Source organism: Hominenteromicrobium sp. (assembly GCF_046974225.1).
Classification (GTDB): domain Bacteria; phylum Bacillota; class Clostridia; order Oscillospirales; family Acutalibacteraceae; genus Hominenteromicrobium; species Hominenteromicrobium mulieris.
Window position 1 is genome coordinate 21,612 of record NZ_JBKWAE010000011.1, and the last position, 18,738, is coordinate 40,349.

Here is an 18,738-nt window from a genome sequence, read left to right on the forward strand (position 1 = left end):
TTTTTTGATTCTTTTCAACCTGTTCCCCCGCATGCCGATTGCATGTGTTCCCAAAAGAGTGTCATACGTCGAATCTCGGGTTATCGTCCGCAACGGTTCCCGGCGGCGTAAGTCCGAGGTGCAAGTAAGCCGCGCGTGTGGCACAGCGGCCGCGCGGGGTACGCTGCAAAAAGCCGATCTGCATCAGATACGGCTCCACAACGTCTTCGATCGTCACGGCTTCCTCGCCAATGGCCGCCGCCAGCGTTTCCACACCCACGGGGCCGCCGTTATAATACTGGATAATCGCGTTCAGCATGCGTCTGTCGCCGGAATCGAGCCCAAGCTCGTCAATCTCGAGGCGGTCAAGCGCAATCTTCGCCGTGCTGTATGTGATGACGCCGTCGCTCATGATCTGCGCAAAGTCGCGCACGCGCTTTAACATGCGGTTTGCGATACGCGGCGTACCGCGCGAGCGCGAGGCAATCTCCAGCGCACCGTCCGCTTCAATGTCAATACCTAAAATGCCGGCGCTGCGGGTGACGATTTTCGCAAGCTCCTTCGGCTCGTAGAGCTCCAAACGCAGCACCACGCCGAAACGGTCGCGCAGCGGCGCAGAAAGCTGACCGGCTCTCGTCGTTGCACCGACAAGCGTAAAGCGCGGCAGCGGCAGATGATAGGACGCCGCCATTTGTCCCTTGCCTGTAATAATGTCGAGCGCAAAGTCCTCCATGGCGGGGTACAAGATCTCCTCCACACTGCGCGGCAGACGGTGAATCTCATCGATGAACAGCACGTCGCCGGGGTTCAGATTCGTCAATAATGCGGCGAGGTCGCCCGGCTTTTCGATAGCCGGGCCGCTCGTGATGCGCAGATTGACACCGAGCTCGTTTGCAATGATGCCCGCAAGCGTCGTTTTGCCGAGACCCGGCGGGCCGTAGAGCAAAACGTGGTCAAGCGATTCTTTTCTCTGCTTTGCCGCCTGAATGAACACCTCTAAGTTTTCTTTTACCTTTTCCTGGCCCACATAGTCCGCAAAGGTACGCGGGCGCAGCGGGTTTTCCACCTCCGCGTCCTCCGGCACATACTCCGGCGCAATGACGCGGTTTTCAAAATCCATTTCGTTGTCTCTGTCAAACGTCACGCGAAAAGCACTCTCCTTTCAGCGTGTATTAAAAGCGGCTTGCCATACTCTTTAAAGCGCCGCGAATAAGTTCTTCCGTAGAGAGGGAGCCGTCCAGCTTCGCCACGGCCTGCGCGGCTTCGGACTGTGTATAACCGAGCACAATAAGCGCCTGTACGGCCTGCTCGGCGTTCTGAGACGCAGAAACAATGCCCGCGTCGTCCGTGCCGGTCAGTTCCAGCGTGCCGCCCGTAAAGCCCATCTTCTTCACGCGGTCTTTCAATTCCAGCACGATGCGCTGTGCAAGCTTCGGGCCCACGCCGCTCGCCTTTGTAAACTTTTTGCTGTCGCCGGAGGCCGCCGCCATGGCAACGCCCTCCGGGGTCATTTCGGATAAAATGGAGAGCGCCGCCTTCGGGCCCACGCCGCTGATGGTCGTCAGCATCTTGTAGCAGTTCAGCTCGCTTTTTGTAGAGAAGCCGTATAAATCAAGCGCGTCCTCGCGCACGTTTAAATGCGTATAGACCGTAGCCGTTTCGCCGATGCGCGGCATGTTTTTCTGCGTATTCATGGAAGTGAAGCACTTAAACGCCACGCCACCGCATTCAATAGCGACAACGCCCGGCTCCATGTGTACAAGTTTCCCGGTAAGACTGTAAAACATCGCTTTTGTCCTTTCTATACCCTCTGTACTCTCTGTCCAAATAGACGGCGTTACCTCAAAAACTGCCGCAGCGCCGTGCCGGAGGCATGGCAGTGGCAAATGGCAATGGCGAGCGCGTCCGCCGTGTCGTCCGGCTTCGGCACCTCACGCAGGCACAAAAGTCGGCGGGTCATTTCCATCACCTGCGGCTTTAAAGCCTTGCCATATCCCGTAACGGCCAATTTCACCTGCACGGGGGTGTATTCAAAAACAGGCACGCGGGCCTTCTGCGCCGCAAGCAAAATGACGCCACGGGCTTCCGCCACACCGATGCCGGTCGTTTTATTGTTTGAAAAATAGAGCTTTTCCACGGAGATCGCATCCGGGTGATACTGCGCCAAAACCTGCGCGATGCCGTCGTAAATAATCTCCAAACGGCAGTTGAAATCCGTGCCCGCTTTGGTTGTCACCGCGCCGTGCTCCAACGTGCGGTAACGGTTATTTTTCATTTCCACCACGCCGTAGCCGACAATGGCGTAGCCGGGGTCGATGCCGAGAACGATCATGCCGTTTTTCCTTTCAAAACCAAAGGGCAGAAAAGCCCATACTGCCTTATAGTATATCATATCTCAGCCCTTTTGAATAGCCGAAAATTCCGAAAAAATTGTGAACGGCACGCGGGTTTTCCGTATAAAAAGCGGACACACCGCCAAAAAGCCGTGTGCCCGCCAAAACTTATGAAATTTTATTCGATGAGTGCCTGCGTGCGCGCTGCCATGTCTGAAATGTGCACAAGCCCGAAGCCGTCCACGCCGGAAAGCACACGGTCGTTGAGCGGCGCCGTCCAAACCTCCGGCAAAAGCTGCGCACCCAGCACCATGCCGAGCACAGAGCCCGCCGTAGCGCAGTTGCAGTCCGTGTCAAAGCCCATCGTCAGGCACAGCTCCATCGTGTAGGTGAAGTCCTTTTTGCCCCAGAGTAAGCCCATCGCAACGATGGCCGCGTTCGAGATGGTGTGGCACCAGTGGTGCGGGTTGTTCTCATCGTACTTGCCGAGGATGTACGCTTTCGTCTCTTCCGCGGTGTCGCCGCTTTCAAAACGGCTCAAAATCTCTGCAAGCTCTTTATAAAGGCGGCTCTTTTTCGGGATCTGCTTCATGCCGGAGCGGATGATCGTCGGCATGTCGTCGTTGACCGCCGCTTTCGCGAGCATCGAGGCGATCCACATTTCGCCGTAGATGCCGTTTTTCACGTGGGAGATGGATGCATCGCGCCACGCCATTTCCGCCGCCGTTTCCGTATCGCCCGGGCAGATGTAGCCGAACAGGTCGCCCCTGATCTGCGCGCCGATCCACTCCCTATACGGGTTGCGATACGCGGCCGACTCCGGCGGGAAAATTGATTGTGCCAAATTGATATACGCCACGCGTTCCGCCGTGCACAGGTGTAAAAGTGGCAGGTTCATCAGCCAGTTTTCCGCCGCGTCGTCCGGCGTAAAATCACGTCCGTACTGCTCGACAAGCTTCAACGCGATGAGCGTGTAGTTCGTGTCGTCGTCCTCCGGCATATAGGAGACATTGTTGATCCACCCGGTTTTCTCCGCACCGTAGGCGTGCCCGTCGTCGCGCACGTTGTACTTTTCGCGCAGGATAGGCCCGATGTCGGACGAAATGTAGTTTTGCAGCGGCAAATTGCCGGTCTCCTTTAAAAGCCCGTTGATGCGTGCGCGCCGCCAGCCCTCTACCGGCTGACCCAAAAGGCAGCCTGCGCAGCGGCCGAGCCACGCGCCGTAAATTTTGTCGTAATCCGCTTCCGCTTTTTCCTTCGGCTCGCCGGCGGAAGCCGCTTTGATGCCCGGAAGGTCAGACGGCTCGTCTTTGTCCTGCGAGTTTTCAAGCGCACAAAGCTGCTCCAAAAGCTCTGCGCCCGCGGCGGTACGCGCCGCGCCGCGCGGCATTTCCTTTACCTGCTCGGCACATTCTTTAAAGCGTGCGGCATCTTCTGCGCCCTCTTCGATCCTCTGCTCGATCTCAATGGGCAAAGCGTCACAAAAATCAAACCACGGCTGTTCTCTGAGCATAAGCTGTCTCCTCTCCGGCGCGTGCGCGTCTGCATAATTATACGGTATGAGAGCGCCCAGCGCGTAATGACCAAAACGGTTGTTTCACGCACAGTTTCCGTGCGTTTTTTGTTCAGACCCCGACAAATCGCATCGGAATATTCTTATTTATAATTATACCGCATACTTTCTCAAAAGGCAAATATAAAACGCCGTGCGAAAACACAGCGTTTTGTACAATCAATCTTTCATTAACGTGACCATAACGGCCTTTTGTGCGTGCAAACGATTCTCCGCTTCGTCGAAGATCGGGCCCGCGTTCGCTTCAAACACCTCTTCGGTGATCTCCTCGCCGCGGTGTGCCGGCAGACAGTGCTGTACAATGGCATCGCTCTTTGCAACGCCCATGATCTTCTCATCGATGCAATAGCCTGCAAACGCCTTTTCGCGTGCTGCGCGCTCTTCTTCCTGACCCATAGATGTCCACACGTCAGTGATAACGACATCTGCGTCCTTTGCGGCAACCATCGGGTCATCGGTCAGCGTAAAGCAGTCATAGCCGGCTGCAAAATCGAGAATCTCCTGCGGCGGGCGGTAGCCCTCCGGGCAAGCCACAGCAACTTCCATGCCGACCTTCAGGCCGCCGACGATGAGGGAGTTCATCATGTTGTTGCCGTCACCGATGAAGCACATCTTCAGGCCGTCGAACGAGCCCTTATATTCGCGGATCGTCATGAGGTCGGCTAAGATCTGGCACGGGTGGCAGAAATCCGTCAAACCGTTGATGACCGGCACGGAGCCGTACTTTGCGAGGTCTTCGACCTCCTTCTGCTCGAAGGTGCGGATCATGATGCCGTCCACATAGCGGGAAAGCACGCGTGCGGTGTCCTGCACCGGCTCGCCGCGACCGATCTGCGAGCCTTCGCCCGCGAGCACAACAGCATAGCCGCCGAGCTGATTGATGCCCACTTCAAACGAAACGCGCGTTCTGGTGGAAGACTTCTCAAAAATCATGGCAAGGCACTTGCCCTTTAAGTGGTGGTGCTCGATGCCGTGCTTTGTCTCATACTTGAGCTGGTCGGCAAGGTTCAGAATGTCGATGATCTCCTCTTTGGAGAGATCGAGCAGTTTTAATAAATGTTTCATGGGAATTTCCTCCGTTTATTTAATCTGTTCCGCAAAAATCGCGAGACCGGCATCGATCTCTTCTTTTGTGATGGTGAGCGGCGGCAGGAAGCGCACAAGGTCTTTCGCCGTCAAAATGAGCAGACCCGCTTTCGCGCAAGCATTCAGCACATCATGGGCGTCCTTGTCCTTCACTTTCACGCCGATCATCATGCCGCGGCCGCGCACAAACTCGACGTTCGGCATTTTAAGCAGTCGCTCTTTGAAATACTCACCTTTTTCCTGCACTTCTTTTAAGAATTCCGGCTTGGATACGCGGGAAACGACCTCCACCGCACCGGCGCACACCACGGGGTTTGCACCGAACGTGGAGCCGTTCATGCCGGGGGCAAAGCTGTCCTTTACTTTCTCGCCCGCGATGCATACGCCGATCGGCAAGCCGCCGCCAAGCCCCTTCGCCGCCGTTACAACGTCCGGCAGAATGCCCGCGCGCTGATAGCTGAAGAAGTAGCCCGTGCGGCCGATGCCCGTCTGCACTTCGTCAAGCATCATCAGTACGTCACGCTCCGTGCACAGTGCACGCACGGCCTTTAAATAGTCTTCCTCCATCGGCACCACACCGCCTTCGCCCTGCACGCTCTCGAGCAGCACGGCGCAGACCTCGGGGTCAGAGAGCTTCGCTTTCAGGTCTTCCACGTCGTTGCCCTTGGCGTACACAAAGCCCTCGGTCAGCGGGGTGAAAAGCCGATGAAAGCCGTCCTGACCCGTTGCCGCCAATGTGGTGAGCGTTCTGCCGTGAAAAGAATTTTCCAGCGTGACGATCTTATACGCGTGCTTCTTTTCGCCGTATTTACGGGCAATTTTAATGGCGCACTCGTTCGCTTCCGCGCCGCTGTTGCAGAAGAACGAACGGCAAAGGCCGCTGTTTTTTGCAAGCAGTTCCGCAAGCTGTGTGTTTTTATCACAGTAATAATAGTTCGACATGTGCTGAATTTTGCCCGCCTGTTCGGTGACGGCCTTCACCCAGCCCTCGTCGCAATAGCCCAGCGCATTTACGCCGATGCCGGAGGTGAAATCGTAGTAATGCTTGCCCTCCACGTCCCAAGCCTCGGCGTTTTTGCCGTGGCTGAGCGCCACGTCCACACGGCCGTAGGAATGGAGGATATACTCCTGTTCCTGCTTTTTAATTGCTTCAAAACTCATATTCAAAATTCCTTTTGTTTCCACAATATCGTCTGTACCCTGTTGAAAACATATCCGTACTTGTCTTCCACACCGATACTATCGCCGACGAACCCCAGTGCTTCTCCCATTCGCCGTTTTCGTTCACGGGTACGGGCGCGGTTTTCCCTCTTAATAGAACATCGTGCCGATGCCTTCATCGGTGAAGAGCTCGACCAGAATGGAGTGCGGTGTTCTGCCGTCGATGATATGCGCGCGCTCTACGCCGCGGCGCACAGCCTCCACGCAGCAGTCAATCTTCGGAATCATGCCGCCGCTGATGATGCCGTCGCGCTTCAGCTTCGGCACGTCGCTGACGTTTACGACCGGGATAAGCGTGTTTTCGTCGTCCTTATCCCGCAGCAGACCGACAATATCGGTCATCAAAATGAGCTTGCGCGCGCCGAGTTCCGCCGCAATGCGCGCCGCCGCCACATCGGCGTTGATGTTGTACACCTCACCGTGGTAGCCTGCCGCCACCGTGGAGATAACGGGTGTGTAGCCGGAAGCAATGGCATCTTCAACGATCTTCGTGTTCACTTCGCGGATCTCGCCCACAAAGCCGAGGTCTTCGGCTGCGGGCAGCTTATCCGCCTTCAGCATGGAGCCGTCAAGGCCGCACAGGCCGACCGCCTTGCCGCCGGTGTTTTCCAAAAGCTGTACGAGGTCTTTATTGACTTTGCCTGCCAGCACCTGCTGCACAATGTCCATCGTCTCCGCGTCGGTATAGCGCATACCGCCGACAAAGCGGCTTTCCTTGCCGATCTTTTTCAGCATGCCGCTGATCTCCGGGCCGCCGCCGTGCACCAGCACGACATTCACGCCGACGAGCTGCATCAGCACAATATCGTTCATCACGGCTTCTTTCAGCTCCGGGTTAATCATAGCATTGCCGCCGTATTTGACGACGATGGTCTCGCCCGCCCACCTTTTGATATACGGCATCGCCTGCACGAGCACATGGGCGCGGTCGCTGTTCGAGATGCCGATCTTCTTTTCTTCACTCATGTTCTGTAATCTCCGTTGATTTTCACATAGTCATAGGTGAGGTCGCAGCCGAAGGCTTCCGCCTCCGCGTCGCCGCTGTTGAGCTCCACCAGAATGGTAATTTCCTTTTCATGCAGCACCTTTGCGGCTTCTTCCTCGCTGAAGTTGATGCCCGCACCGTTCACGCAGACATCTACCTGCCCGTACGCGCTCTTAAAGGACACGTCCACCTTGTTGATGTCGATATCCGCGCCGGCATAACCGATGGCGCACAGCACGCGGCCCCAGTTGGCGTCTTCGCCGAACATGGCAGCCTTGAGCAGAGAGGAGCAGATGACGGACTTTGCAACCGTCTTCGCCGTCTCCCAGTCCTTCGCGCCGGTCGTCTTGCAGATGAGCAGCTTTGTTGCGCCCTCGCCGTCGCCCGCCATCATCATGGAAAGCTTTCTGCAAACCGCCGTCAGCGCCTCAAGAAACGTCTTGTACGCTTCGTTTTCTTCGGTGATCTCCTCGTTTTCCGCCTCGCCGTTCGCCATAATGGCAAGCGTGTCGTTCGTGGAGGTATCGCCGTCCACGCTGATCATGTTGAATGTGGTGTCTGCCGCCGCCTTAATGGCCTTTTGCAGCATCGGCACGGAAATGGCGCAGTCCGTCGTGACAAAGCACAGCATCGTCGCCATATTCGGGTGGATCATGCCGGAGCCCTTGGAGATGCCGCCGATGCGCACTTCTTTGTCGCCGAGCGTAATCTTTACGGCGCACTCTTTTTCGATGGTGTCGGTCGTCATGATGGCCTTTGCCGCCATGTTGGAGCCGTTTTCATTCAGCAGTGCCGCCAACGCCGGGGCTGCATTCTCAATCGGCGCGATCGGCAAAATCTGCCCGATAACGCCCGTAGACGCGACGATGACATCGTGCGGGTCAATGCCGAGCGCTTCGCCCGCGATTTCGCACATGCGCCACGCTTTCTTTTCGCCGTCTGCGTTGCAGGTGTTGGCGTTGCCGCTGTTGCAGATGACCGCCTGTGCGCGGCCGTCCGCGATATTTTTGCGTGTGACAAGAATCGGCGCACCCTTTACAAGGTTCTGCGTGTAAACGCCTGCCGCCGCACACGGTGTTTTGCTGAAAATCATAGCCAGATCGGCTTTGGACTTATTTTTGCGGATGCCGCAGTGGATGCCGCCGGCTAAAAAGCCCTTGGCCGCGGTGACGCCGCCTTCGATAAACTGCATACTGAATTGCTCCTTATATAAAAATCGCTTTCCCTTAATTTCGTACTCTTTTAGAATGCCGGCGGAACGAGCTTTAAGCCGCAGGTTTCGTCCAGACCGAACAGAATGTTCATGTTCTGAATGGCCTGCCCTGCCGCGCCCTTCACCATGTTATCGATAGCGCTGATGGCGATGAACGTGCCGGTGCGCAGGTCCGTAAAAATGGACACATCGCAGAAATTCGTGTACTTGATGTTGTGAATATCGGCGCTCTTGCCCTTTGGCAGCAAACGCACAAACGGCTCTTTGCCGTATCTTTCCTCATACGCCGCGCGAAGCATTTCCTCCGTAACGCCCGGCTTGAGTTTTGCATAGCATGTCGCTAAAATGCCGCGGTTCACCGGCAGCAGATGCGGCACGAACGTGATGTGCATTTTCTCACCCGAAATTTTGGAAAGCGTCTGTTCGATTTCCGGCGTATGGCGGTGGCACGCGACTTTATACGCGGACATCCCCTCATTCAGCTCCGGGTAGTGGCTGTTCTGCGCCGGCTTTCTGCCCGCGCCGGTCACGCCGGACGCGCAGTTTGCGATGATACCGGTCGTCTCGATATAGCCCTTTTCCAGTGCCGGCACAAGTGCAAGCGGCACCGCCGTGGTGTAGCAGCCCGGGTTTGCAACGAGCTTTGTCTTCTTAATTTCCTCGCGGAACAGCTCCGGCAGACCGTACACGGCTTTTTCGTGCAGCGCCTTATCCGTAAATGTGCCGCCGTACCACTCGGTGTATTCTTCCTCGCTCTTTAAGCGGAAGTCCGCGCCGAGGTCGATGAACGCCTTGCCTTTTTTGTCACACTCCGCAGCAAGCTCCTGCGAAAGGCCGTGCGGCAAAGCGGCAAAGATGACATCGCTTTTTTCCACAACCGCTTCCTGCGTGGTGCAGATGAGGTCGCACATTTCGCGGTATGCCGGGTAAACGTCCGACAAAGCCTGTCCCTCAAAGCTTACAGAGCTGATGGCCGCAAGCTCCGCTGCGGGATGCCCCGCAATCAGGCGGCAGATCTCCGCGCCCGCATAACCGGTGGCGCCCACGACGCCGACCTTAATCTTTTCCATTTTGATACCCCCAACAAAGGTAAAATTGAATTTATAGCCCGTTTACGATCGTGCGCACTTCTTTTGCCGCCGCGCGGACGTTCTCCGGGCACGGCGCACCCTTGACCTTGCGGTCGCGCACGCATTTTTCAAGGTTGATGGCCTCGTACACGCCCTCGTCGAACGCATTACAGACCTTTTTGTATTCGTCGATCGGCAGCGTCTCCAGCGTCAGGCCGCGCTCGATGCACAAGGCGACAAGCTCGCCCGTAATCTTATACGCATCGCGGAACGGCAGGCCCTTTGAAGCCACCAGATAATCCGCGCAATCCGTTGCATTGATGAAGCCCTTTGCCGCTGCGGCGCGCATGTTCTCTTTCAAAACGCGCATTGTTTTCAGCATCGGGATAAACGGCGTCAGGCACAGGCGCAGGGTATCCACCGCGTCAAACACGGCTTCCTTGTCCTCCTGCATGTCCTTGTTGTACGCGAGCGGCAGACCCTTCATCATGGTCAAAAGCGCCATCAGGTCGCCGAACACGCGGCCGCTCTTGCCGCGGATAAGCTCCGTAATATCCGGGTTCTTCTTCTGCGGCATGATGCTGGAGCCGGTGGAAAACGCGTCGTCCAGCTCGATGAATTTAAACTCCCACGAGCACCAAAGAATGATCTCCTCGGAAAATCTCGAAAGATGCACCATCGCAAGCGAAATCGCCGCGGCGATTTCCGCGCAGAAATCGCGGTCGGCAACGCCGTCGAGGCTGTTGCGGCTCACGCCGGAGAAGCCGAGCAGCTTCGCCGTCAAATCACGGTCGAGCGGGTACGTCGTTCCGGCCAAAGCGCCGGAGCCGAGCGGGCAAACGTCCATACGCTTTAACGCGTCCTGCATACGGCCGATGTCGCGCAGGAACATTTCGGCATACGCCATTAAATGATGCCCGAACGTGATGGGCTGTGCGCGCTGCAAATGCGTGTAGCCCGGCATAACGGTGTCGGCATATTCCTCCGCCTGGTCGCACAGTACGTTGATGAGCTCTTTTAACTGTTCCATGAGCCCCGCGCACTCCTTGCGCAGCGTCAGACGAACATCCAGCGCAACCTGATCGTTGCGGCTGCGAGCGGTATGTAATCTCTTGCCTGCGTCGCCGATGCGCGCCGTCAGCTCGCCCTCGATAAACGTGTGAATATCTTCGGCATCGGGGTCAATGTGCAGAGCGCCCGTCTCGATGTCCTTTTCGATTTTCTCAAGCTCCGCGCAGATCTTTTCGCTTTCGCCTTTATCGATAATTCCCGCCGCGCCGAGCATTGTGGCATGCGCAATGCTGCCCTCAATGTCCTCTTTGTACATGCGGCTGTCAATAGAAATAGACGAGTTAAAGTCGTTCGTCTTCGGGTCTGCCTCCTTCTGGAAGCGGCCTTTCCATAATTTCATGGCTGAATCTTTCCTTCCCGTTTATGGCAGAAAAGGGCAGGCAGATGAATGCCTACCCTAAATCTACTTTTGGATTATTTATTTTCGGTCTTTGCCTTCATGTGTGCATAAACCTTGATCGGCAGGCCGAACAGGTTGATGAAGCCGTCTGCATCCGCCTGATTGTAGACCTCATCCTCATCGAACGTTGCGATCTCCGGGTCATACAGGCTGTACGGAGAGGTGACACCTGCATCAATGATGTTGCCCTTATAAAGCTTCAGCTTGACATCGCCGGTAACGGTCTGCTGGGTGGAATCTACAAATGCGGAAAGCGCCTCGCGCAGCGGGGTGAACCACTGGCCGTAGTAAACAAGTTCCGCAAACTTCAAACCGATCTGCTGCTTGTAGTGGAACGTGTCTCTGTCCAGGCACAGCTCTTCAAGCTTATTGTGTGCGTGGTAAAGGATTGCACCGCCCGGAGTCTCATAAACGCCGCGGCTCTTCATGCCGACAAGTCTGTTCTCTACGATATCCGCAAGGCCTACGCCGTTCTTGCCGCCGAGCTCGTTGAGCGTCGTTACAACTTCCACACCGTTCATTTCCTTGCCGTTGATGGCGGTCGGCTTGCCCTTTTCAAAATGAATCGTCACATAAGTGGGCTCGTCCGGGGCCTGCTCCGGGGAAACGCCGAGCTCAAGGAAGCCCGGGTGGTTGTACTGCGGCTCGTTTGCCGGATCTTCAAGGTCAAGGCCCTCATGGGACAGATGCCAGATGTTCTTATCCTTGGAGTAGTTTGTTTCACGGTTGATCTTCAGCGGAATGTTGTGTGCTTCCGCATACTCGATTTCTTCTTCTCTCGATTTGATGCTCCACTCTCTCCACGGAGCGATGATGGTCATTTCGGGAGCAAACGCCTTAATGGTCAGCTCGAAACGAACCTGATCGTTGCCCTTGCCGGTGCAGCCGTGGCAGATGGCGTCTGCGCCCTCGGCCTTGGCAATTTCAACGATGCGCTTTGCGATGATCGGGCGGGCAAAGGACGTGCCGAGCAGGTACTTGTTCTCGTAGACCGCACCTGCCTGTACGGTGGGATAAACATATTCCTGAATGAATTCTTCCTTGAGGTCTTCAATGTAGAGCTTCGATGCACCGGTCTTCAGTGCTTTTTCTTCCAGACCGTCAAGCTCCGTGCCCTGACCCACGTCGGCGGAAACCGCGATGACCTCGCAGTTGTTGTAGTTTTCCTTCAGCCACGGGATGATGATGGAGGTATCCAGACCACCGGAGTACGCCAGAACGACCTTTTTAATATCCTTCTTTGCCTTTGCCATGATGTAACCCTTCCTTTTTTCATAAACCGCCGTCATCGTGCGGCGGAGAATTATTTGTTTCAACGGTCATTATTATACACCGTTTTCCGGAAAAATCAACCCTTTTCTTGAATATTTATTCATCTTTTTTGAAAGTTGTCGAAATTTCCAGATTTCATGCGGGTTTTTCGGCTTTGTATTTGTGTATTTTTCAAAATTCAATCTTCAAAAATATGCATTTTCGAATGAATATAGCGCATATTATACATTTGTATACACTGCTTTATACATTTTCGCTTTCGGAATTGTTTTCTACGATATAGGGCTTTATCAGCGCCATTTCGCGCGGCTCCACACGGGCATGAATAAGGAGCCCTTCCGGCACGTATTCTTCGGAGACGAGCGCGCCCACTTTTCTCAGCTGTGCCGCAATGCCCGTCTTTGCAAACGGCAGCAGCGCCGTCACGTCCACAGGCTTCACCGGCAGGTTATCTTCAATCGCCTGCAAAAGCGCCGGGATGCCTTCGTTTTTCAGCGCACTGATGCGCACCGCGCCCGTCAAATGCAAAGCGCTGTCCGCATCGCCCACAAGATCCCATTTATTGAGCACCGGGATAACCGGGCGGTCACCGCAGCCGAGGCTCTGCAAAATTTCATTTGTCACGTCCAAGTGCGTGCGCGCTTCGGGGCTGGAAGCATCGCACACGTTCAAAATGATGTCCGCCGTTGCAGCCTGCTCCAACGTGGAGCGAAACGCCTCCACCAAATGGTGCGGCAAGCGGCGCACAAGGCCGACCGTATCGATGAGCATAACGGTCTTGCCGCCGGGCAGCTTCAACGCGCGCGCCGTGGGGTCCAGCGTCGCGAAAAGCTTATCCTCCGCCAAAACGCCCGCTTGCGTCAAGAGATTCATCAAGGTCGATTTGCCCGCGTTCGTGTAGCCGACAAGCGCCACCGTCACCGTGCCGTCCTTTTCGCGGCGGCGCTGCGTTTCGTGGCGGCCGACTTCAATTTTCTTCAACTGCTCGCGCAGCGCTTCAATTCTGCGGCGAATGTGTCGGCGGTCGGTCTCCAGCTTCGTTTCGCCCGGGCCGCGCGTGCCGATGCCGCCGCCGAGACGCGAAAGCGCCGTGCCTTTGCCGGTCAAACGTGGCAGAAGGTATTTCAGCTGCGCCGCTTCCACCTGCACCTTACCTGCGCGGCTCTGCGCACGCTGCGCAAAAATATCGAGGATCAGCATCGTGCGGTCCACAACGCGCACGTCTGTCGCATTTTCAAGGTTGCGGATCTGCGTCGGCGTCAGCTCGCGGTCAAAAATAATCAGCTCAATCTCGTTGTTCTCACAGAAATTCCGAATTTCCTCCACCATACCGCTGCCTACACACGTCGCGGTCTCCGGGGAGGGGCGCTTCTGCATCATCGTCGCAATAGGCTCCGCGCCGCCGCTTTTTGCAAGCTCCCACAGCTCGCGCAGCGATTCCTCCGCGTCATACTCGCCCGTGTCCAGCGAGACCAAAAGCGTGCGCTCCGGCACGATTACGTTTTCCGTATAATTCATAAGGTTCTCCTTTTTTCATTTCTGATCTATCGTTTCAAAGCCGCAGCGTTTTCCGCCGCAGTTTGTTGTTTCCCACTTTCTATTATACAGAAAACAAAGAAGAAAACAATCAATATTTATCAATCAATGGTGAATTCCTTGCATTTCTGAACTCGAAAATTTCTAATACTTATTCTAAATAATATTGACATTTAGCTGTATATATGTTAATGTTGACTTGTACAAATAACTTATTTTAAATTGAGGTGCTTCCGATGCACATTTAAAGTCTTCTTTAAATTTCGCCTTACAAACTCTAATGCGTATTTGTACATTTGAGTATTAAAAATGCTGTGTAATTATTTGCAATTTATTCTAAAGTTTATTTAGATGAAAGGAGTTTCTCATGAAGAAATTGGTCTCAACAGTCATTTCTATGCTTTTGCTTTTATCTAGCGTATTCGTATATGCAAGCGAACCCACTTTCTCCACTTCGGCGTCTCTAGAAAAAGTTCAAACATTTTCCGCTCAAACCTTACCTGAATCTATTTACAAATTCATTGAAGATTGTGATGTCGAAATCAAAGATGACTCTGTCATCTGGATTGAACAAGATAGCAATTCATCCGCTCTCCGTATTCAAAACACAGAAGGCACCAAAAAAACATTAACCAGTGTCTTTGAAATTTCAACTGACGAAGATGGTAATTCTTTCAAAAACAATTCCGTCGCCGAACTTTTAAATCCTCCTATTCAACCCGTGGACGGATACACACAGCCGTTCAATCAAGAGGGAATTAAAGTTAGTTATACATGCGTGTATAACCTTGAAATTTCGGATCGTTGGTATTACCACATGATTGGCTCATATTTCACATACAAAGCTGATGCTGGAACGGCACCCAGTTCTATTCGCCTCTGGTTTAGCGGATATGGTGATTTATATCAAAAAAGCTCATCTTCCTATAAACTTCTAAAAGAAGATCAGCACAAAGTAATTGATTTTACTCGATATGCTCCTTCAAAAAATACAATGTATTCGAAAACCGACGAAATGCCCACAAATCAATATATTGTTCCCATCAATGCAAATGGTGGTATGGAAGTAATCCTCTATGTAAATGTTGGTGGACGGCAATTATATGACCACTATATATTTTCATAATCTCAATAATATTTAATCATAACAAGTGAGTGGTTAAGACAATGAAAAAGCAATTTGCGATCATGTTCTGCCTTTTGGCGATGTTTACATGCCTTGTCGGGTGCTCAACCGGCTCGAAAGCCTCATTCCCCGAAACGTTTATCGGCTCTGTGGGACAGGGGAAAACCGATGCGCTGAAAACGCTCGGTACTACCGAACAGGCGCTCTCCGATTATACCGTTGACGTTTACGGCAAAACCGCCGATGTGCAGCTCTCGTTTGATGCATACCGCGGCGATGAAACCTCCGCCGGCAAGCTCAACTACGCAGAGCTCACCGTACCGTGCACGCCGAATGATGACGGCTTTTCATACATGCGCACCTGCTATGATGAGCTTGAAAAAGCGCTCGGCGGACCGTTCACGACCGACGTGAACATGGACGGCGTTTCCGCCGAAGACGATACCGATACGCTTTTTGCGGCGCTGCAAAAAGATGCAGGCGGCGAAAATGTCTGCGCCTTACAATACCAGTGGCGCGGTCTCGGTAAAAACGAGTCGCTGCTTTACCTTTATTACTATCCGAACGAAAACGGCTCGGCGCGCGTAAAGCTCACGTTTTTGCCGAAAGAGCGTGCACAAATTTCATAAAGCTCTGTAAAAAGGCGCGGAAGTTTTGAAAAGCTCCTGCGCTTTTTGCGTTTTCAAAAAATTTACAGGTTTTCGATTTGCTTTTTTTCGCGTATTGTGGTAATATACGATATTATCATACATGCCAAGCGGCATATGGCTGCGGCAAATTTTTTGTAGGAAAGACAGGTTATTTTTTCTCAGATGGACAGTCACAGTACAGGGTTGATCATAGCGTTGATCGTTCTGATCGTTTTGTCCGCCTATTTCTCCGCCACGGAAACGGCGTTTTCGTCGCTCAACCGTATCCGGCTCAAAAACTTGACCGATAACGGCAACAAGCGCGCAAAGCTCGCCTATAAGCTCGTGGATAATTACGACGAGCTCATCTCTTCCGTTCTGGTGGGAAACAACATCGTCAACATCAGTGCGTCTTCTCTCGCCACCGTTTTGTTTATCAAAGCATTCGGCGACAACGGTCCCACCGTTTCCACCATCGCCATGACGATCATCGTGCTCATTTTCGGCGAGGTCACGCCGAAAAGCATCGCAAAAGAGGCCCCGGAAGCGTTCGCTATGTTTTCCGCGCCCATCATCAACGTGCTCATTTACGTCTTCAAGCCCATTAACGTATGTCTTGTGGGCATCAAAAAGCTGGTGAAAAAATTCGTAAAGGTCTCTAACGACCGTACCATTTCGGAAAGCGAACTGCTCACCATCGTGGAGGAAGCCGAGCACGACGGCGGTATCAACGAAAACGAAAGCGAGCTTATCCACAACGTCATCGAGTTCGACGACCTTGAAGCCATCGATATCATGACGCCGCGCGTAGACGTGGAAGCCGTGGATAAGACGAGCACCGTGCAGGAAGTCGCCGACCTCTTTACGGAAACAGGCTTTTCGCGCCTGCCGGTGTATGAGGAGACGATTGACAGCATCGTCGGCATTATCAATGAGAAAGATTTCCATAACCTCGTGCTGCGCGACGGCAACGCGGTGAAGCAGATCATCAAGCCCGTGGAGTTCATCCCGCCTTCGATGAAAATTTCCGCGCTTTTAAAGCTTTTGCAGCAGAACAAATCGCACCTTGCCGTCATCGTGGATGAGTTCGGCGGCACCGAGGGCATCGTCACGCTGGAAGACATCATCGAAGAGCTTGTCGGCGAGATCTGGGACGAACACGACGAAGTGGTGGAAGCGTTTCAAAAGGTCAGCGACAACGAATACCTTGTCGATTGCTCCACCAACCTTGACGACCTTCTTGAATACTTCCATTTGAAGTCCGATTCCGAAGCCTCCACCATCAACGGTTGGGTCATCGAGCAGCTCGATCGCATCCCCGAAAAGGGCGACTGCTTTGATTTTGAAAACCTGCATGTCGTTGTAGAAGAAACAGAGTACCAGCGTGCCACCCGCGTGCGCATCACTGTGTCCCCGAAAAAGGAAGAGTCCGAAGAAGCATAAAATTCTATAATTCATAAATCATTCCTAATTGCGCCCCGCTGTTTAACGCAGCGGGGTTTTCGCTTTGCAAAAGCATCCGCCAAAATAATTTGCAAATCTTTTTCTTTCCTTTTAAACAGGTTTATGCTATAATAAAATCGACAAAAATCTTTCTCATATTTTATTTAAAATTGTAAGAATTTCGTAAGGAGATTTTAAGAAATGCTAAAGCTGGAGCTTTTACTGCGCCGCATTCGCGGTTTTGACGCAAAGCGCATGATGGTGTATGTTCGCGACGTCAAAAAAGAGACCAAAACGCCCACACCCGTCATCATGGCGGATATGCTGTACTGCATTTTGCGGTATAACGTAGGATTTTACGATTACCACATTTTCGGTTTTGCGCACATCCACGGCGCAAAGGCGAGAAACACATTCTTCACCATGCAGGATAACTGGCGCTTGACCCGTATGGTAAACAGCCCTGAAGACCGCCCCTATTTTGAAAACAAGCTGCTGTTCTGCCGCACGTTTGCGCCGTACCTCGGACGGTCGTTTTTAGACCTCAATGAAGCCGGTGAGGACGCGCTTGCCGATTTTCTGCGCCACCACCCCGTGGTGTTTTTAAAAGAGCCGGAAAGCTTCGGCGGTCTGGGGGTCAAACGCTTTGACAGCGCCGGGACCGATTTAAACGACCGAGAGGCCGTGAAAAGGCTGCGCGAAAACTGGGTGCAAAACGGCTTACTGCTCGTGGAAGAAGCCTTACAGCAGCACCCGGAAATGAGCGCGCTGTATCCGTATTCGCTCAACACCCTGCGCGTCTGCACCTTAACAGATGACAAAGGCGACGTGCATGTGCTGTACAGCTTTGTGCGCACGGGCCGCCACGGCTCATTTGTAGATAACACCACAAGCGGCGGGCTCAACGCGCTCATCTGCGACGACGGTGTCATCCGCCGCCCCGCTATGTCCGATAAAACCGGCATGTATTTCGACATGCACCCCGATACCTGCACGCCATTCATAAACTTCCGCGTACCATATTTTGATGAAGCGATTGCGCTGTGCAAAAAAGCCGCGAAGGTCCGCCCCGACATGCGGTACGTCGGCTGGGACGTGGGCATCACCCCCACCGGTCCCGTTTTGGTGGAGGGCAACAACCTCCCCGCCTACGACGGGCAGATCTACCACCAGCAGGAGAACCCCGGCACCGGCCTCCGCCCCCTCGTCCGCTCCATCATCCCGGAGTTTTAGTTTACATAATTTTAAAATCATACGCAGAAACCCGCATTGCAGCCGGAAATTCCGTTTGCAATGCGGGTCTTTTATTTTTCGGTTCGTTCCGCGCGTCTGGCTTTGAAGAACCGGCGCAGGATTGCCGTGCATTCTTCACACAGCAATCCGCGGTATAATTCGGGTTTAAAGGCATTTTTGAGCGACGTCACCGACACAGCCGTGCCGCACGCACCCATAGCTTCGTCTTCCGTGCCGAACACGATGCGGTCCACGCGGGCGTTTACCGTCGCGCCCGCACACATGGGACACGGTTCCAGCGTCACATACAGCGTACAGCCGGTCAACCGCCAGGAGCCGAGCACTTTTGCCGCCTGTTCCATCGCTTCCAGCTCCGCATGGCCAAGCACACTCTGATGCTCTTCTCGCCGATTCCGCCCACGCCCGATGACTTTGCCGTCCTTCACAACAACGGCGCCCACCGGCACTTCACCTGCCGAAAAGGCTTCTTCCGCAAGCGAAAGCGCCTCGCGCATGAACTTTTCCTCCGGCACAAACGCGCGGTTTTTCATGGCATTATACGGCATAT

Annotated in this window: 17 protein-coding genes; 4 read left to right on the top strand and 13 right to left on the bottom strand. The window is 53.8% G+C overall.

The genetic code is table 11. From position 1 onward, the window contains the following. Positions 1 to 61: 61 nt before the first annotated feature. The 12 genes from ruvB to hflX form a co-directional block, all read right to left on the bottom strand. Positions 62 to 1,099: a Holliday junction branch migration DNA helicase RuvB gene (ruvB, locus tag ACLTX1_RS09105; protein ID WP_176820631.1), complete on the bottom strand. Its 1,038-nt coding sequence runs from the start codon at positions 1,097 to 1,099 to the stop codon at positions 62 to 64. Positions 1,100 to 1,151: 52 nt separating this feature from the next. Continuing rightward, a complete protein-coding gene (gene ruvA, locus ACLTX1_RS09110) occupies positions 1,152 to 1,766 on the bottom strand; it encodes a Holliday junction branch migration protein RuvA (protein WP_176820608.1) in 615 nt (204 codons plus the stop codon). Positions 1,767 to 1,816: 50 nt separating this feature from the next. Next, entirely contained in the window at positions 1,817 to 2,311 is a 495-nt protein-coding gene (gene ruvC, locus ACLTX1_RS09115) for a crossover junction endodeoxyribonuclease RuvC (protein ID WP_412330842.1), read from the bottom strand. A 179-nt stretch (positions 2,312 to 2,490) separates the two neighbouring features. Then, a complete protein-coding gene (locus ACLTX1_RS09120) occupies positions 2,491 to 3,825 on the bottom strand; it encodes an ADP-ribosylglycohydrolase family protein (protein WP_308449273.1) in 1,335 nt (444 codons plus the stop codon). 219 nt (positions 3,826 to 4,044) lie between these two features. Continuing rightward, positions 4,045 to 4,950 (bottom strand): ornithine carbamoyltransferase, encoded by a 906-nt coding sequence (gene argF / locus ACLTX1_RS09125; RefSeq protein WP_308449272.1) that lies wholly within the window; start codon positions 4,948 to 4,950, stop codon positions 4,045 to 4,047. Between the two features lie 15 nt (positions 4,951 to 4,965). Next, a complete protein-coding gene (locus tag ACLTX1_RS09130; RefSeq protein WP_316521297.1) occupies positions 4,966 to 6,132 on the bottom strand; it encodes an aspartate aminotransferase family protein in 1,167 nt (388 codons plus the stop codon). Positions 6,133 to 6,282: 150 nt separating this feature from the next. Next, complete coding sequence (gene argB / locus ACLTX1_RS09135) at positions 6,283 to 7,158, bottom strand: acetylglutamate kinase (protein ID WP_308449270.1); 876 nt, start codon at positions 7,156 to 7,158, stop codon at positions 6,283 to 6,285. Further along, complete coding sequence (gene argJ, locus ACLTX1_RS09140) at positions 7,155 to 8,369, bottom strand: bifunctional glutamate N-acetyltransferase/amino-acid acetyltransferase ArgJ (RefSeq protein ID WP_343285277.1); 1,215 nt, start codon at positions 8,367 to 8,369, stop codon at positions 7,155 to 7,157. Before argJ ends, argB begins: the two co-directional genes overlap by 4 nt. A 50-nt stretch (positions 8,370 to 8,419) precedes the next feature. After that, positions 8,420 to 9,460, bottom strand: a complete 1,041-nt coding sequence (argC, locus tag ACLTX1_RS09145) for an N-acetyl-gamma-glutamyl-phosphate reductase (protein ID WP_308449268.1) — start codon at positions 9,458 to 9,460, stop codon at positions 8,420 to 8,422. 31 nt (positions 9,461 to 9,491) lie between these two features. Further along, entirely contained in the window at positions 9,492 to 10,871 is a 1,380-nt protein-coding gene (argH, locus tag ACLTX1_RS09150; protein ID WP_308449267.1) for an argininosuccinate lyase, read from the bottom strand. Positions 10,872 to 10,945: 74 nt separating this feature from the next. Then, positions 10,946 to 12,184 carry an argininosuccinate synthase gene (locus ACLTX1_RS09155; RefSeq protein WP_308449266.1) on the bottom strand — a complete coding sequence of 413 codons (1,239 nt, stop codon included), beginning with the start codon at positions 12,182 to 12,184 and terminating at the stop codon, positions 10,946 to 10,948. A 262-nt stretch (positions 12,185 to 12,446) separates the two neighbouring features. After that, positions 12,447 to 13,721 carry a GTPase HflX gene (gene hflX / locus ACLTX1_RS09160; protein ID WP_308449265.1) on the bottom strand — a complete coding sequence of 425 codons (1,275 nt, stop codon included), beginning with the start codon at positions 13,719 to 13,721 and terminating at the stop codon, positions 12,447 to 12,449. 385 nt (positions 13,722 to 14,106) lie between these two features. Between hflX and ACLTX1_RS09165 the strand changes: the two genes are divergently transcribed. The 4 genes from ACLTX1_RS09165 (at position 14,107) to ACLTX1_RS09180 (ending at position 18,170) form a co-directional block, all read left to right on the top strand. Then, positions 14,107 to 14,865: a hypothetical protein gene (locus ACLTX1_RS09165; RefSeq protein WP_308449264.1), complete on the top strand. Its 759-nt coding sequence runs from the start codon at positions 14,107 to 14,109 to the stop codon at positions 14,863 to 14,865. A 41-nt stretch (positions 14,866 to 14,906) separates the two neighbouring features. Beyond that, complete coding sequence (locus ACLTX1_RS09170; RefSeq protein WP_308449263.1) at positions 14,907 to 15,494, top strand: hypothetical protein; 588 nt, start codon at positions 14,907 to 14,909, stop codon at positions 15,492 to 15,494. Positions 15,495 to 15,677: 183 nt separating this feature from the next. After that, positions 15,678 to 16,937 carry an HlyC/CorC family transporter gene (locus ACLTX1_RS09175; RefSeq protein WP_412330816.1) on the top strand — a complete coding sequence of 420 codons (1,260 nt, stop codon included), beginning with the start codon at positions 15,678 to 15,680 and terminating at the stop codon, positions 16,935 to 16,937. 201 nt (positions 16,938 to 17,138) lie between these two features. Beyond that, on the top strand, positions 17,139 to 18,170 hold the full coding sequence (locus ACLTX1_RS09180; protein WP_176820619.1) for a sugar-transfer associated ATP-grasp domain-containing protein: 1,032 nt from the start codon (positions 17,139 to 17,141) through the stop codon (positions 18,168 to 18,170). A 71-nt stretch (positions 18,171 to 18,241) separates the two neighbouring features. Here ACLTX1_RS09180 and ACLTX1_RS09185 read toward each other — a convergent pair whose 3' ends face one another. Beyond that, positions 18,242 to 18,736, bottom strand: a complete 495-nt coding sequence (locus tag ACLTX1_RS09185) for a nucleoside deaminase (protein ID WP_308449260.1) — start codon at positions 18,734 to 18,736, stop codon at positions 18,242 to 18,244. Between the last annotated feature and the right edge of the window lie 2 nt (positions 18,737 to 18,738).